This is a genomic window from Ruegeria sp. CDSA241, assembly GCF_059611265.1.
Map to the genome: position 1 here is coordinate 180055 of NZ_JBXWPF010000006.1, position 15147 is coordinate 195201.

Annotated in this window: 13 protein-coding genes and 1 pseudogene; 3 read left to right on the forward strand and 11 right to left on the reverse strand. The window is 54.1% G+C overall.

Translation table 11 applies throughout. The features are described 5' to 3' along the window. Positions 1–45: 45 nt before the first annotated feature. The 6 genes from AC2FJV_RS07760 to AC2FJV_RS07785 form a co-directional block, all read right to left on the reverse strand. Entirely contained in the window at positions 46–699 is a 654-nt protein-coding gene (locus tag AC2FJV_RS07760; protein ID WP_010442259.1) for a DUF3299 domain-containing protein, read from the reverse strand. An 18-nt stretch (positions 700–717) separates the two neighbouring features. Beyond that, on the reverse strand, positions 718–2121 hold the full coding sequence (locus AC2FJV_RS07765; protein WP_260027312.1) for an ABC transporter permease: 1404 nt from the start codon (positions 2119–2121) through the stop codon (positions 718–720). Further along, entirely contained in the window at positions 2121–2807 is a 687-nt protein-coding gene (locus AC2FJV_RS07770) for an ABC transporter ATP-binding protein (protein ID WP_037321629.1), read from the reverse strand. The genes AC2FJV_RS07765 and AC2FJV_RS07770 overlap by 1 nt, the downstream gene beginning before the upstream one ends. A gap of 29 nt (positions 2808–2836) precedes the next feature. Beyond that, the gene (locus AC2FJV_RS07775) at positions 2837–3946 is read right to left on the reverse strand and encodes an HlyD family secretion protein (RefSeq protein WP_010442262.1); all 1110 of its coding nucleotides are present in this window, start codon (positions 3944–3946) and stop codon (positions 2837–2839) included. 82 nt (positions 3947–4028) lie between these two features. Next, on the reverse strand, positions 4029–5483 hold the full coding sequence (gntH, locus tag AC2FJV_RS07780; protein ID WP_109312726.1) for a guanitoxin biosynthesis MBL fold metallo-hydrolase GntH: 1455 nt from the start codon (positions 5481–5483) through the stop codon (positions 4029–4031). Positions 5484–5487: 4 nt separating this feature from the next. After that, a complete protein-coding gene (locus tag AC2FJV_RS07785) occupies positions 5488–5796 on the reverse strand; it encodes a hypothetical protein (RefSeq protein ID WP_010442264.1) in 309 nt (102 codons plus the stop codon). 81 nt (positions 5797–5877) lie between these two features. Here AC2FJV_RS07785 and AC2FJV_RS07790 point away from each other — a divergent pair, with 81 nt between their 5' ends. Both AC2FJV_RS07790 and AC2FJV_RS07795 read left to right on the forward strand, forming a co-directional pair. Continuing rightward, the gene (locus AC2FJV_RS07790; protein ID WP_496708102.1) at positions 5878–7266 is read left to right on the forward strand and encodes a tetratricopeptide repeat protein; all 1389 of its coding nucleotides are present in this window, start codon (positions 5878–5880) and stop codon (positions 7264–7266) included. Between the two features lie 258 nt (positions 7267–7524). Beyond that, positions 7525–7866: an SDR family oxidoreductase gene (locus AC2FJV_RS07795; protein ID WP_185956751.1), complete on the forward strand. Its 342-nt coding sequence runs from the start codon at positions 7525–7527 to the stop codon at positions 7864–7866. A gap of 603 nt (positions 7867–8469) precedes the next feature. Here AC2FJV_RS07795 and AC2FJV_RS07800 read toward each other — a convergent pair. The 5 genes from AC2FJV_RS07800 to AC2FJV_RS07820 all read right to left on the reverse strand — a co-directional run bounded on the left by AC2FJV_RS07800 (position 8470) and on the right by AC2FJV_RS07820 (position 14787). Further along, a complete protein-coding gene (locus AC2FJV_RS07800; RefSeq protein ID WP_142637621.1) occupies positions 8470–9870 on the reverse strand; it encodes a TRAP transporter large permease in 1401 nt (466 codons plus the stop codon). Between the two features lie 11 nt (positions 9871–9881). After that, entirely contained in the window at positions 9882–10514 is a 633-nt protein-coding gene (locus AC2FJV_RS07805; protein WP_496694056.1) for a TRAP transporter small permease subunit, read from the reverse strand. A gap of 68 nt (positions 10515–10582) precedes the next feature. Beyond that, entirely contained in the window at positions 10583–11593 is a 1011-nt protein-coding gene (gene dctP / locus AC2FJV_RS07810; RefSeq protein ID WP_496713295.1) for a TRAP transporter substrate-binding protein DctP, read from the reverse strand. 126 nt (positions 11594–11719) lie between these two features. Further along, positions 11720–13060 (reverse strand): sigma-54-dependent transcriptional regulator, encoded by a 1341-nt coding sequence (locus AC2FJV_RS07815; RefSeq protein WP_142637615.1) that lies wholly within the window; start codon positions 13058–13060, stop codon positions 11720–11722. After that, a complete protein-coding gene (locus AC2FJV_RS07820; protein ID WP_496713297.1) occupies positions 13057–14787 on the reverse strand; it encodes a sensor histidine kinase in 1731 nt (576 codons plus the stop codon). The genes AC2FJV_RS07815 and AC2FJV_RS07820 overlap by 4 nt, the downstream gene beginning before the upstream one ends. Before the next feature lie 130 nt (positions 14788–14917). On the opposite strand from AC2FJV_RS07820, the pseudogene AC2FJV_RS07825 reads away from it, so the two are divergent. After that, positions 14918–15147 (forward strand): annotated as a pseudogene (locus AC2FJV_RS07825) (transposase); the annotation flags it as partial.

The following is a 15147-nucleotide window of genomic DNA, read 5'->3' on the forward strand; positions in this document are numbered from 1 at the left end:
GATTTATCCCGGTGAAGCCATAGAACAGACCTCTAGTCTGACTGATCAGTCATAGATTTCTACCGACAGCGCATCCATCGCATATGAGGTTTCGATATTTGCCTGGCCGTCCACGTAATTGAGTGACTGGGACCTGCTCAGTGCCCGCATTTCCCCGCTTATCCAAACCGGCTTATATAACTCATCGATTTCGAAGCCTTGTTCGTATCGCACGTAAACCATCTGATTGGCTGGAGGTGCTGGTGTGTGAATGCAGGCTCCAACTGTCGGAACCAGAAGGAATTCGACCGCCTTCTGGTCGACAATATCCAGGGGAAGGAGATAGCCGGGAAGGCGCACGTTCTCTCCCAAAAGGTCAAGGTTCGGTTCGCGCGCGGCAATCAACCGTTGGTTCATCACAATTTCGCGTTGTTCAAACAACCAATCTGGGTCAAGGCCTTGAGATACGAGTCCTTCGCGGATCTGAAACGCTTCTGCGCGCTTCTCGTCATCCGCAGTGTCCGCATGCAGAACCTCAATCCGATAAAGCATGGCCAACGCATTGACCTGAGAATATTCTAGGGTGGCAAAAGGATCGTGGTAGGGCCGCTCTTCAGGAAGGAGATCCTGCCAACTTATGTTGCGCGGATCCGCTGCTAGAAGAGGCCCCGCAATCGCAAGGGCGAATAAGATATTCAGAAAATGCGCAATGGTTTTCATTTCAGCGGATCCTCTTATTCAAAGCCGCACCAACAGTCCGTCTGATAGCGTCATACGGTACACCCTTAACGCAGGTATAATACTGGCAAGAAGACCAGAGCAGAAAACGATGGCTATGAGAAGAACCTCGCGAAAACTCGGCAGGCCAACACCGATGCGAAGCCCAAAATTTGCGGCAAGAATCGGATCTATCACGCGCGTGAGAGCGCTGAGCGCGATTACTCCAAGCACGATACCGGCCGACAACAATAAAACGGCTTCAAGCAAGATCAGGGAAAAGACGCCGGCAGGTGTTGCGCCCACGGATCGAAGGATCGCAAATTCACGCCGCCGGTTGTCGAGTGAAGCAGACAACATGACCACCATGCCGATCATTCCAGCCACTGCCACAGCGCCTGCCATCAGACGCAGCGCAGTCTCGGCCGTACTGGTAATCGACCAAAGCTGCAACAGCGCAACATTAGGAAGAACAGCGGTCAGTGCCTCGTCGCGATGGTCTGCCAGTTGCCGTTGAACTGAAAGCACCGCCGTTTTTTCCTCCAGCCCGGCAAAAATCGCGTTGATGGTCCCCGGTTCATGATCATGGCCATCGTGATCGTGCCCGTCAGAGGTCGTGACAGTTTGCCCCTCGTCTTCATGGCCGCTTCCGTGAGCATGACGGTCGTCATGTTCCTGATGCCCTTCTTCGTGCTCGTCAGGCTCGTCTAACTCCACATGGTCATGGTCTTCGTGTTCTCCGGCGACTTCTGGTGCTTCGATCAAAACGAATGGGTCCGCAACCTCTGATGCAGGTTCTTCGTGCAAGGCGTCAAAACCCTCGAGTGAGACAAAAACCATTCTGTCGACGGCCGTCCCGGTATGCCCCAGCACGCCGGTCACTGTGAATGGCGCTTCGTCGTGCACATCAAAGGCGACTTCCCCTGAGCCATGGGCATTCACGATTTCAGTACCTGACGTGTACCCGAAAGCCTGAGCAACTTTTGCTCCAATCACTGCGCCATCTGGAGATTTAAACGGAACACCTTCAGCAAATATCAGTTGCCGGCCGCCACTATGACGAAAGTGGTCAAAATATTGCTCGGACGTTCCTATCACGGGATATCCTCGGTGGTTGTCACCCATCATGATTGGCACTGTCCAGCTTATCTGGGGCAGATCTTCGATCATCTCGTAGCTGTCCCAGCTGATACCAGCGCCAGTTGTGCCGACACCAAAAACCGTTGCCATCAGGATCTGCACATCGTTTCCGCGTGCCGCAATGATCAGGTCGATCCCTGATGCAGAATTGGCAAAACCCGCTCGTGCCTCTGTTCGCAGTCGTTCAACCCCAACAATCAAAGCCACGCTCAAGGCAATGCTAAGAACAGTCAACGCAGCGATAAAGCGGCGATTGAGAAGGCTTTTATAACAAAGATTGAACATCACGTTTTGCCCGCGTTCAGCATCGGCAAGTCAACGCTCCGATCGAAGTGTTTTTCCAGGCTGCGATCATGGCTGACAAATAACAAACTTGCCCCTGATGCTTTGCATTCCTTCAACAACAACTGGACAAACGTGTCTTTCGCTTCCTCATCCAAAGCCGAGGTGGGTTCATCCGCCAAAACTACTTCAGGCGCCCCTATCAGAGCACGCGCCGCCGCAACGCGTTGTTGCTGCCCAACACTCAGTGCGCTGGCAGGTCGATTGATGAGCTCAGTATCCTCAAGACCCAGCTCACTTAGCAACCGTGTGGCGGTAGCCTTGGGGTCTGGCCCCGACCGATTGCGACGTCGCGCTGAAAACCGGCAGGGCAGCAACGTGTTTTCAAGCGCACTGAGCCAAGGCAAGAGATTGAAGACCTGGAAAACAATCCCCAAATGATCCACACGAAAACGGTCACGATCACCTCCGGCCAAAGCCCCGACATCCGTGCCTGCAACGCGAACCGCGCTTTGCGGTACATCGATCACGCCAGCAATTGCCGAAAGCAATGTGGTCTTTCCGCTGCCACTGGGGCCTTTCATAAACACACTTTCCCCGGCCTCAAGATCGAAGCTAGCGACTGAGAGAACCGGGTCAGGTTGACCGGGCCACCGAAACACCAAGGATTTGAGCTCTACAGTTTTCATTGATGACACAGATGCTTTGGCTTGGTTTTTCAAAGATAATTGAGCTTCTTGGTGACCCAGAAAAGGATCTCTGCCAAAACACCAATGGCTCCGGCCTCGTCTGTCTTGACCAAAGCTGTTCCTGACGTTCCAAATTGCAAGTAATTTATGTCTGCATCTGCAGGTAGTTCAACCAATACGATGTAGCTGGATATCCCGGTTAGTTCGCGCAATGAGGGAAGGCCTGACCTTAGATCAACAGTACCTTCGACAGTTCCGACCGGAAAATCGGAAATACGGCCGGTAATTTCTCCGCCGGGTTCCGTTCTAAATGCAAGCCGGATTTCGTCACCGACCGAAACATTGGCACGACTGGATTGGGGCAGAGTAGCAATTACTGCAAAGTCTCCGGGTTCGACAAAAGTTATTGCCCCTTGTAGCGGAGTGGCGCGGTTACCTGGTCGTAGTGATACAGCCGTGACAACGCCGTTTCCCGGCGCTTTTACAACTGTTTGCTCTAAATCCCAAAGAGCTTGCGCAAGTGTCTGTTCGGCCTCCACAACACCTGCGTCACGCCCGTCGATCTTCGCGGCGATACGCCGCTCAAGGCTTGTCTTCCGGGCTTCTGCTGCGCGGATATTCGCGGTCAACTGGTCGATGGTTGAGACAGCCTCTTGCAGTTGGAACGTGGTTGATGCCCCGCGTTCTTCCAAACGGATGATGTCATCACGACGCTGAATTCCGAAAATCAGCTGAGCAGTCAGGGATTCAATCTCGGCCTCGGCAGCTGATAAATCTGATAACAGTTGATCGGCAGATGACTTTGCAGTTTCCAAGACAGCTTCGAGCCGGGAAACCTCGGCTTTGAAAACCTCATTATCTATCCGGAATAGGGTCTCGCCAATTGCAACTTCCTGGTTTGGCTCCACAACGACTTCTGTAACCGTGCCCGCCACGTTCGGAGCAATATTCGTCGAAACACCCTGAATGGATACCGGGCCAGTCGGAGTTGTGTGGTTCAGCGCACCGATGACCACCAGAGCGATAACACCGGCTACACAGTAAACCAGAGTTTTCCAGAATCCATTCCAGGGGAGAAGGTGAAACTTGGAAAAGACCAGCCAGACTATTCCAAAGTAGAGGCCAAGTACGATTAACAAGACTTCATTCCTTCGTGATGTTTCCGGAAAGTTCGAACGACCACCCAAACTTACGAGTGATCGCCCTGTTTGTCATGATGACTTAGTTGTCACCTTGCTCTTCCAACACTTTGCGGTTGGCTTCACGATGGCGCCATGCCGCGCCCATACTCTCTTTCAGATTTTCGGGAAGCGCTTCCAGAGGAACAACAAGGTCGTCATCAACTGGCCACTCTGTCAGCAGCTCAGGATGATATCCCTCGGGATAGTACAGCTTAGGATCGATCTCCATATCGCGCACGTAGGGTTCTTGAATGTCTTCGCGCCGGTGGGGCGGCTTCGGCACGATCAACTGACCATTGCTAAAGTCAAACTGCGGCGCTCGTGAGTTTGGAAACTCGGGCAATATGCCTTCGCGAACCCATATCTGATCTTTGGTGACGTTCACAACGATCCCGTCAGGCGCTCCAAAGTGATAGGGGCCTTTCCAGTGCTCTCGGATCTCCGCTACGGTTTCCTCGATCTGATAGGGGTCATAGCTCATGTGAGTGTTCATCAGAAGCCTGGGTTGCACCAGATTGGCAATGTAGCCGGCCGCATAGCTGGGCGTGTGATGGGTGTCGACGGTATACCGCCCGAGGAAAGGCGGCACGCCTTGAACTCCGGATGAGATTTCGATGATTTCCTGTTGCTGTTCCGTTACGAAGACATCGCAGCCTTTGGCGAAAGGAATGTCGATCATGTTGGGTCGACCGTCACCTGTCCAGATGAAGCACATGCCATTCCAGTCCATCCGGTATCCGGACGCACCGTCCTTGGCATGGCTTCTTTGCCAGTGTGTGACTTTGACCCCGTCTTCATCATAGATCACGCCACCATTGTCACGGAAATCAAATTCGTTGACTTCGATGTCCCAACCTTTGCCAACGGGAAAGACGCTGAACGCATCCCGGTGCCAGCCGGTCATCATTTTCATGCCTTCTACCATCGTTGCGGTGCCGTACTCCTTGGTGCGGCCGGATGGGCCGTGGACCGTCAACTGCTCGTGCCATCCACCTGCCCAGGTTCCGAACATCCACAGGTACGGCAGCCCACCAAAGTGGTCCACGTGCAGGTGCGTGATGAATACATCGGTAATTTCATTCAGTGCATATCCACTGGCAATGATGTTCGCTGGTGAGCCCTCACCAATGTCAAACATGAAAATCTTACCGTTACCCAGCTCAACAAGAATCGCTGTGTTCATTTGCCCAGGGCGAATGAACGGGGCAGATCCCATGAAGATAATTCTCATCTCGTTGGGCTGTACATCTTCTGTGCGTGGGAACCAGTTCGCCGCACTTTTCAACCACGGTTGAGGAGAGATGCCCTCAAAGGTCAGACCCTCTTTCCAACGTCCCATTGGGACGCCGCCAGTCAGTGCAGCCTCAATATCTTCTTGGGATGAGGGCTCCTGTACCGGAGGAGCCTGACCGAACGCATTTGTGGCGAACAATGTCGCTGCGACGGCGAGTGCGCTGAGTGACTTAATTGACTTCCTCTGTCTGTCTTGCAGCATATTTTCAGTCCTTTGTTCGAGCCTGGGTGAATATGGGAGCCACTTCTGAAATGGCTTTCGGGACAATCTCTGAATTAGTGAATCGAGAGAGATGCTCGGCGATTTCCTCGGCCAGCCCGTTTAGGCTTTCGGTGACAGGATCGATCAGACATGGTGACGTCTGCTCATTGACCTTCCGGACCCTCTCCAACTCGGTTGAGAGCAACTCGAAGTCACCGCAAAGTGCCTCGAATCCACGATGGTTCTTTCGCATGACGCGGATGCGGCTGATTTGGTCCGGAAAAGCGAGCTCTAGTAAGTTGATGTCCGTCATTGCCCTGGCGCCTAGTCCATCTCTGGGCACTAGGCTGAGGGCACATCGCGCGACGCGGAAGGGTTACACCGTGAAATTAGGGTGACATTCAAATATTCATTTGACAGTATAGAATTGAAAATACAGAGAAACTTGAAGTTTCAGATGCCCGACAGAGAATTGACCCTTGATCCGGAACGTCACGCGACCCGTGTGAAGTACGCGCTGGACCAGGTATTGGCGAGTGACATATTTGGCAAGGCGGAACGCCTTCGGAATTTTCTGAGCTACGTTGTCGAAGAAGCCATTGCGGGTAGATCCGAGGCTATTCTTGGCAAAACAATCGCTCAGGATGTTTACTTCAAGAGTTTTGCCAGTGATGACGGCCACATCAACGTTGTTCGTGTGGATGCGGGGCGGTTACGGCGGAAACTTCAGCAGTACTATGAAACGGCAGGTGCTGGAGACGATCTGCGCATTCACATTGATAGCGGCGGCTACGCACCTTGGTTCGAGGACCGCTCTGGTACAATTCAGAGCAATGTCGATCATACGCCATTCAGGCCAGGATTACCCTGGCGGATTGGCATCCCTGCTGTCACCATAGCGATCATTGCTCTTGCTTACGTCTTGGGCGGGCGCATGGAACAGGTTGTTGATCTCAACCCAAAGACATCTGCGCGCTCACTTGAGCGAAAGGCTCTATCCGCTAAATCACCCGCTGCAGTACAGGCGTCAAATTACTGCGATCAAGCTCGGGGCCTGCTCTTTCCAATCGCAACTATCGATAACCAGATCCTGGCCAGCGACATTTTTAGAATGGCAATAAATGAGGCTCCCGATTTTTACTGTGGATATGCCGGATTGGCCCATAGTCTGGGAACCCAGGCTCTACTAACGCGAGGCGAGGAAGAGCGTGACGCGCTGATACTGAATTCAGGAAAAATGGCACAGAAAGCTGTGGATATTGCGCCCTCAAACGGCTGGAGCCAATCGGCAATGGCATGGGTGTCTTACGTTTCTGGCGACTATGACAGCGCATTGGACTATTCAGCACTCGCCCAGTCGCTTCGACCCAATGACGGAAACGTTCTGGACTTTCGCGGCGTGATACTACTGGTTATGGGTCGCTTTGAAGAAGCGTATGACGTCAGCGACCCAAGCCACCCCAGAGAGATGGGAAGTCATCGGTTTGCCCACAGGAACATTCACGCGGTTGCCAGTTTTCACATCGGTGAGTTTAGGGAAGCAATCGCGTCCTTGAAATTTGCGAGTGACAATGGTGACCCCGTCAGTGCACTGTCTTTGGTATTTTTGGCGGCTTCCTATCAAAGGTTGGGCGAAGCCAAAGACGCACATGCAACCTTGAATCAACTGAAACAGTCGTGGCCAGAGTTCAGGCCAGATCTTGTTCTAGCAGCATTTTATTCCAGTCCAAATCTATCGGACGAAGTGATTTCAGCCTTAACAGATGCGGGATGGCGGTTTTAAGATATTCCTTTTCGAGCCATGGCTGGAAACAGGCACATTTGCGTAATGTGTGTTTTACCGCCAACACAAGAGAACATATCTTGGTAGTGTTAATGTACGCCGAAAGCGGTCATCGGAATTTGTTGTAGCTAACGGCGGAATTGTCCGCGTCTTTCCAGTTCGGGCTTGGCGCGGTGAAGGGTCGGCTACGTACCAACCTTTTCAGAAATCGCCTTACCGCCCTATTTTGCACTCAGCCTGAATCGACCCCACAAGCTGATGGGCCAGATCAACCTTGTCCGCGTTGGACAGAGACATATCAGCGATGCTGGATCGTTCACGCTCACTGCCGGCATACTGTCACGAGAACCGATGCAGGGCTCGGTGGTGATCAGCATCGCCAATGGGGCGCTGGAATCCTTTGCCAAGGCAGCAGCACTCGAACTTGATCGCGAACTACGGGTGAACACCGTCAGCCCGGTCTTCGTCAAGGAAACGATGGAGATGATGGGCATGGATTCAAGCACGGGCTTATCGGCGGCAGACACTGCAAAGGCCTACGTCGCTGCCGTCGAAGGGAACATGAACGGTGAAACGTTGGACGCGCCTGACTATGCATAACGCTATGAGCTAATCAAACTTGCTTGGAAAAAACCTGCCGTTCAGACCGCGAGGCCGAATGGCAGATTTGTCCGCTCCTCGATTGCCGGACCCAGCTGCAGCGAAAAGGCGGTTTGGAATTGGCTGAATTTTGCGCCGATGAATGACCGCAAACGAAGAATCCTCTGCGATGCAACAAATGGCGTGTCGCGCCTGCGAGGGGTTTCTGCGTCAGCAAAAGCGGCGTGAGCAAAAGTCGGCTCCGTCCCGCAGACCGTGAGTTACCGTTCTACAGGATTTCGCACGCTCGACGAAGGGCAGCTAGACACACACTATTCAGCACTTCGCCGTGGTGACGGCGGAGTGCTCTTTCCACTATCTCTCAAGATTCTGCTTTGGGCTCACAACAGGCTCCGGTGCCGTTGCAGAAAGATCCCCTGCCCCACCCAATAACTGATCATGCGGACGGCCCAAATCAGTCGACACGCCTTTACACGACTGAACAGATAATGACGCCAGCTATCTATGCGTTTGGTCGCCGTTGCTTATGCATGAATGGCACGCATCTTGCATCTTTGTCTAAGCCGTACCGGCAAACCGCGCTCAAAAATCATCCCATGTAATTCAAACCTGTCCAGGAAGCCACAGAACGATAGCAGGGAACGCAACGAGCATTGCGATCGTCGCTGCATCCGCCAGAAAGAAAGGCGTTACACCTTTAAAAACATCCTGAACGCTTAGGTCATCACGCACGCCAGCCACTACAAAGCAATTCAGCCCGATAGGTGGGGTGATCAGGCAAAACTCGGCCATTTTGACTACCAGAATGCCAAACCAGATGGCACACATCGGGCCGGACATTCCAAAGGTACTATCGGCCGCACTTACCGCTTCACCACCGTTCAACGCCATGACGGCTGGGTAAACTACGGGCAACGTCAGCAGCAGCATACCTATCGCATCCATGAACATGCCCAGTACAGCATAAGCCAGCAGGATACAGATCAGAATGAGCATTGGTGACATCTCAAGCGAGGTGATCCAGTCGGAGAACGCGCTGGGTAGTTCGGCAAAACCCAGAAAACGAACATAGACCAGCACGCCCCAGATGATGGTAAAGATCATGACGCTTAGCTTGGCCGTCTCCAGCAACGCGTCTTTAAGTTCGGACCAACGCATGCCCTGATATAGCGCCATCAGAAAGACAACGAAGGCACCGATTGCGCCACCCTCGGTTGGCGTGCCCCAAGCATCGCCTCCGAATGGGTTGTAGACAAAGAAGATGATGGTAACGACGACAAACAAGATAGGCAGTGCGGGCGGAAGAGACATGAAACGCTCTTTCCATGTAAAGCCTGAGACTGCGGGACCAAAGTCTTTGATCACAACAGCCATGCCAATGATCAGCAAGCCATAGATCAAAGCTGAGAACATGCCCGGAATGAAACCGGCTAACAGCAGTTTGCCCACGTCCTGTTCCACGATAATCGCGTATATGACCAAAATGGCCGAAGGAGGGATGAGCGACGCCAATGTGCCGCCTGCAGCGACGACACCTGCGGCAAAGCGCTTGTCGTAGCCGATCTTCAGCATCTCGGGGATGGCGATGCGGGCGAAAACGGCGGATGTGGCAACCGAGGCTCCGGAAACCGCAGCGAACCCGGCGGTGGCAAAGACGGTCGACACCGCCAGCCCGCCAGGAACCCATGCCAGCCATCGCTTGGCGGCCTCGAACAGTGCTTTGGTCAGGCCCGCGTAGTAGGCGAGGTAGCCAATCAGGATGAAGGTCGGGATAAGGCTCAGCGCCTGGCTCGAAATCTTGGAATGCGGCACCTGCCCCGCTGTTTTGACGGCTACAGTCACAGCCTTGCCGAACCGCGCTGGGTCGTACCCAAACTTGGCCCAGAAGATCCAGATCAGGCCAACCATTCCGGCCGTTGCGGCAGCAAATGCCACGCGCATACCCAGCACCACAAGAACAAGCATTCCGCCCGAGACGATCAGACCAATTTCAATGGGTTCCATCAGAATTTACCTCAGTTGTCGTGGCCCGAGACATGCTCGGCTTCCATTGCAGCCTGGGTGGCGGCATCGGGAATCAACGGGACGGCGATAGGCGGCTGGTCAGGATGGCGAATCGCACGACCGTAGGCACAGAGCTGCAGAAAGAGCCTTATGCAAAGCACACTGAAGGCGACGGGGGCCAACAGCTTGGCGGGCCACAGCGGGATGCTGATGTCAATGGAACTGTCGCGGCTCCACAGTGGGGCACCATAGTCGAAACTGCGCGCGAAGTGCGCCCAGCTTCCCCAGATCAGCAAGACGATCAGCGCCAGAATGACGGCGGTTGTTACGAATTCGACGATATAGAGCGTCCGGCCTTTAAGTGCACCAACGAACATGTCCATTCGGATGTGGCCGCCATCGCGCTGCGCATAAGATATCCCCATGAAGGCAATCAACGGCATGGCCTGTTCAATCCAGTCGACATACCCGGGAAGCGGCGCATTGGCGATATTCCGACCACCGACGGAGACAACGGCCATTACCATCAGAGAGAAAACCGCAAGACCGCTGAGCAAGGCCAGAAAGCTCTCCAGTTTGTAGAGATGTTGATCGAGAATGCTGAGACGGCTGTCGTCGGACAGCACCAAGGATGACCCGGCCATCGTTGTGCTCCGCTATCAGAGGAAAAGGCACCCGACGCCAGCTTGGCCGACGCCGGGTGGTGAGTGGATTAGCTACCGTTGGCGATCTTGCCGGTCACGAGGTCATAGAGCTCTTGCGCCGGAAGACCGCGTTCGGTGTTTTCCGCAATCCAGGCTTCTGCTGCGGGTGCGGCGGCGGCCTCTTTGAATGCCGCGATTTCTTCATCGCTGAATGTGACCCGTTCGATGCCGTGTTGATCCAGCTCGGGGCCCCAAGCTTCCATCGTTTTGGTTTGGTATTGGGAAACGTAGTGATCCAGCGCTTCGTCTATCGACCCCAGCAGAGCTTTACGATGTTCATCGGACAGATCTTCCAGTGCCAGAGTATTCACGACGACCGGGCAGTTGACGGTTCCGGGGTTCAGGTTCGTCGTCCACCACGTACCGTTTTCAATAGTGCCAAAGGACATATGGGCGTGTGGTGCAAAGCTGACGGCTTTGACGATGCCGCTGTCCATTGCCTGACGTACTTCGGATGCGGACATCGAAGTCGGAACTGCGCCGACCGTCTCCATCGCTTTACCGATACCGCCGGTGGCGCGCACACTCAGACCTTCAAAATCGGCCAGAGATTTCGGCGCGTCACCTACCCCGACAAGGTTGTACTGCGGTAGCGGCGACGGCATCAGCAGAGTCGCGTCCCAGCGTGCCAAATCCTCGACGACTGCCGGGTGTTGATAAACAGCCATCGACAAGTCGACTTCCTGTTCAAGGGATGTCACGCCCAGAAACGGCAGTTCCAAGACAGTGATCGAGGGGTTCTTGTCGCGGTGATAGCCAGCGCAGAACTGGGCCATTTCAAACGCGCCAATCGAAATCCCATCGAGGTTTTCTTTGTTCTTCGACAGGCCACCATAACTGATGTTCAGGGTAAACTCACCGTTGGTCTTTTCGTTCACCAGTTCAGCCAGCTTTTCGACATGCTCTGTGAAAGCACGACGCTTGCCCCACAGGGATACGTTCCATTCGACAGCCAGTGCTTCGGATGCAACGGTCAGCGACAAGGCGGCAATGGCCGCCCGGTTAAGGTGTTTGCGCATAGTGGCTCCTCCCAGATCATGCAATTCGTTTGGGCGGAGTATTCAGAATGCGCGGCGTCCTGACTATGAAGGAAAATGCGCGCGTTTTCCCAGGCGCCCTGCGGATTTCCGCAGAGCTGTTTTCGCCTACAACAGAGCCTCTTTATCGAGACCAAGTTTGACGATCTTTTCGTTGAGCGTCCGGCGGCCAATCCCAAGCGCTTCGGCGGCGGCATCCATGCGGCCTTTATGCGCCTTGATGGCTTTGCCTATGAGCTCGCGTTCAAATGCGGCAACGGCATCGCGCAGGGTATCCGGCACTTCGTCGAAGTGCTGATCGCTTTGGATAGCCTGCGCCACCGAACCGCCTCCGCGTCGGGCCGCCAAAATGCGCCGTTCGCAGACATGGCGCAATTCACGCACATTGCCGGGCCAGTCATGTGCAAGCAGAGCCGCCAAATCGTCCTGATCAAGTTCTGGTACGTCTATCTCATAAACCTGCGCGTATTCGTTTAAGAAATGCGTTGCCAACAGAACCAGATCATCCCGTCTTTGTCTAAGCGGGGGTAAGGACAAGACGACAGTATTCAATCGAAACAAAAGGTCCTGACGCAGGCGGCCTTCCTCGGCCGCAAGTACAACGTCTTCGTTGGTTGCTGACACGACCCTGAAGCTTACCGGCACCGGCGACACCGCCCCCACCGGCAGCACTTGTTGATCTTCGATGACCCTTAACAGCTTGGCCTGCGCCGCTGGTGGGCACGAGCAGATTTCATCCAGAAACAAGGTCCCACCCGATGCCGCCCCAAGCCTTCCGTCGGATTCACCCGCGACGCCGAACATTTCCGCTTCAAATGTATCGGCCGACAATGCGGCGCAATTCAGCGCCAGAAACGGTGCCTCCGGCGAGCGGCCCAAATCATGCAAAGCATGAGCAACCAGCTCTTTCCCGGTGCCCGTATCTCCCTGCAACAAAACCGCAACCGACGTATCAGCAAGATCAAGTACTTCTTGTCGCAAGTCTGTAATGGCGTCCGTTTGGCCCAGCAGGATGCGGTCAAGGCCTGACAGTTTGAACAGACGGTCTTTGAGGCGGGCATTACTTCTTCGCATTCGGTATTGTTCGGCCGCGTGCCTCAGCACCGTAAGCAATCGCCGTGGTTCATATGGCTTTTCGATGAACCCATATGCCCCGTCCTGTATGGCCTGAACCGCCATCGGGATATCACCATGTGCCGAAATCAATACCACCGGAGGCGCCACATGCCTGTCCAGGCTGGCCAGCAATTCAAGTCCCGACATGCCGGGCATACGCACATCGGATAAAATGACATCGGGCGAGGCGTTGGCCAGATGCTCCGTCACCTGGGTCGCGCGTGGCAAGGCGTTGACAGACCAGTCGGCGGCTTCAAGCAACTCGACAAGAGATTGTCGCATCGATTTGTCATCATCAACGACCAGAACTTTGAAGGGTTGCTGCAGGTTCATTCGTCCGTTTCTTCAGTATTTGAGGCTATCGGGAAGGTGACACGGAAAATTGTTCCGCCGCCATTTCGATTTCGGGCCGTCATTGTGCCATCGTGATCTTTGACAATGCTGGTGGAAATGGCCAGTCCCAAGCCCATGCCTCTCCCGCTCTCTCTTGTGGTTACAAATGGCTCTTGCAACTCTGCCAGCGTTGCCTCGCCCAACCCGTGACCGTTGTCCTGAATTTCCAACACGACCTCATCATCAGAAGCCATGACAGCGATATGGATTTCAGGCGCATCCGCTTCATCCGTAGCATCTATGGCATTGCGCAAAAGATTTGTGATGACCTGTTCGATCCGCAGGGCACTGCCCCGGATAAACGCCGGACCAGTCGACGCATCAATTGAGATTTTCACCTTGCCCTGTTCGATGTTTGGGGCAACCAGAGCCAACGCGGCATTAACCGAAGTGCGTAAGTCTACGTCGTCGAACGCCTCACTCTCCGACCGTGCAAAAAACCGTAATTGGCGTGTGATCCCTTCCATCCTGTCAACCAGGCTGCCGATTTTTTGTGTCAGCTTGGTTTCCCCGGAAGATGAAATCTCTGCAGCCACCAGATGATTGCGCATCGCCGCGATGGGCTGGCCCAGCTCATGCGTGACCGACGCGGATAGTTGCCCAAGAGCGGCCAGTCGGCTTGCGCGCTCCAACTCGCCCTGGGTGCGTCTGAGGCTCCGCTCGGCTGTCTTGCGGTCGTCGATTTCGATGGCAAGCCTTTCATTTGCTTCGCGCAGCATTGCTTCTTCCTCTTCGGACCGCGCCAAAGCAGCGCTGACGCGTCTCGCACGTTGTATCTGGAAGTAGATAAATGTGAGCCCCGCCAAGAGGACAAAAACTGCAGTTACAAGCCAACTGCGTGCTACGGCTTGATCGTCACTTGCAAAATAGTGAAGCGACCAGCCATGAGGCAAATCCGTTGCTGCAAGATGCAAGCGCTTCGTCCCCGCAATTCTGGCCTGATCTCCCGGCAACTCAACCCAATCCAACGCATCTAAGGCTTGCCCCGGAAACTGCCGGGCGTTTCGAATTCGCTCTCGCTGTGGTTCTGACAATGGCGTCAACGCGCGATATTGCCAATCCGAGTTCGAAGAAAGCAGAATGACACCGTCTTCATTGGCCAAAAGAACCTGTTCGCCCGAGTTTTTCCAACTATCCTGAAGATTAGAGAAATCGATCTTAATCGCTATGACACCAGTTGAATCTCCCTGGTCGTCAAGCACTGCGTTGGCGATGAAGTATCCTGGCAGACCAGTCGTCGCCCCGATGGCATAGAAGCGGCCCTGTTTACCAGAAATGGCACTTTGGAAATATGGGCGGAAAGCGTAGTTCTGGCCAACAAAGCTCCCTGTGTCGCGGTAGTTCGATGCGGAAATCGTGATCCCGTCTTCGTCCATCAGGTAGATAGCATCCAGCTCCGCCCGCTCCGCAAAATCCTCAAGGCGTCGGTTTAAAGCTCCGGTGCCGTCTCCTTCGGCTGTTCCAATTACAAAGGAATCCTGTGACAGCACATAGGTGAGGTGGGAAAATCGTTCGAGTTCGCTGTTTACCGAGCTTTGGTAGAGAGAGAGCCGGCCCTGAGCTTTCGAAAGCTCCTCCGAAACGAAGTACTGGTAAGAAACCAAATAAAGGCCAATGCTGGCGGCAATGGCTACCAAAATACCTACAATATACGAAGCTGATCGCATTGAATGCCCATGAACTGCGACAGCATAGGATCACAGTAGGTATTAGTCGTCCATCCCAAGAGTTCTAGGGTCAGGACCCATGGATTTCCGTTTTGCGGCGTGATTCACGGTTCAAAAACGAGCGGTGAACATGTCTGATCTCTTCTGGCTTACGGATGCGCAAATGGCGCCTCTGGAGCCCTTCTTCCCGAAGCCCCACGGCAAGCCGCGCGTCGATGACAGGCGTGTGTTGAGCGGGATTATCTTCATCAATCGCAGGTTTGCGGTGGCGGGATGCCCCTGCCGCCTATGGACCGCACAAGACGCTGTACAATCGATGGAAACGGTGGAGCGACAAGGGCATCTTCGCGCGAATGATGG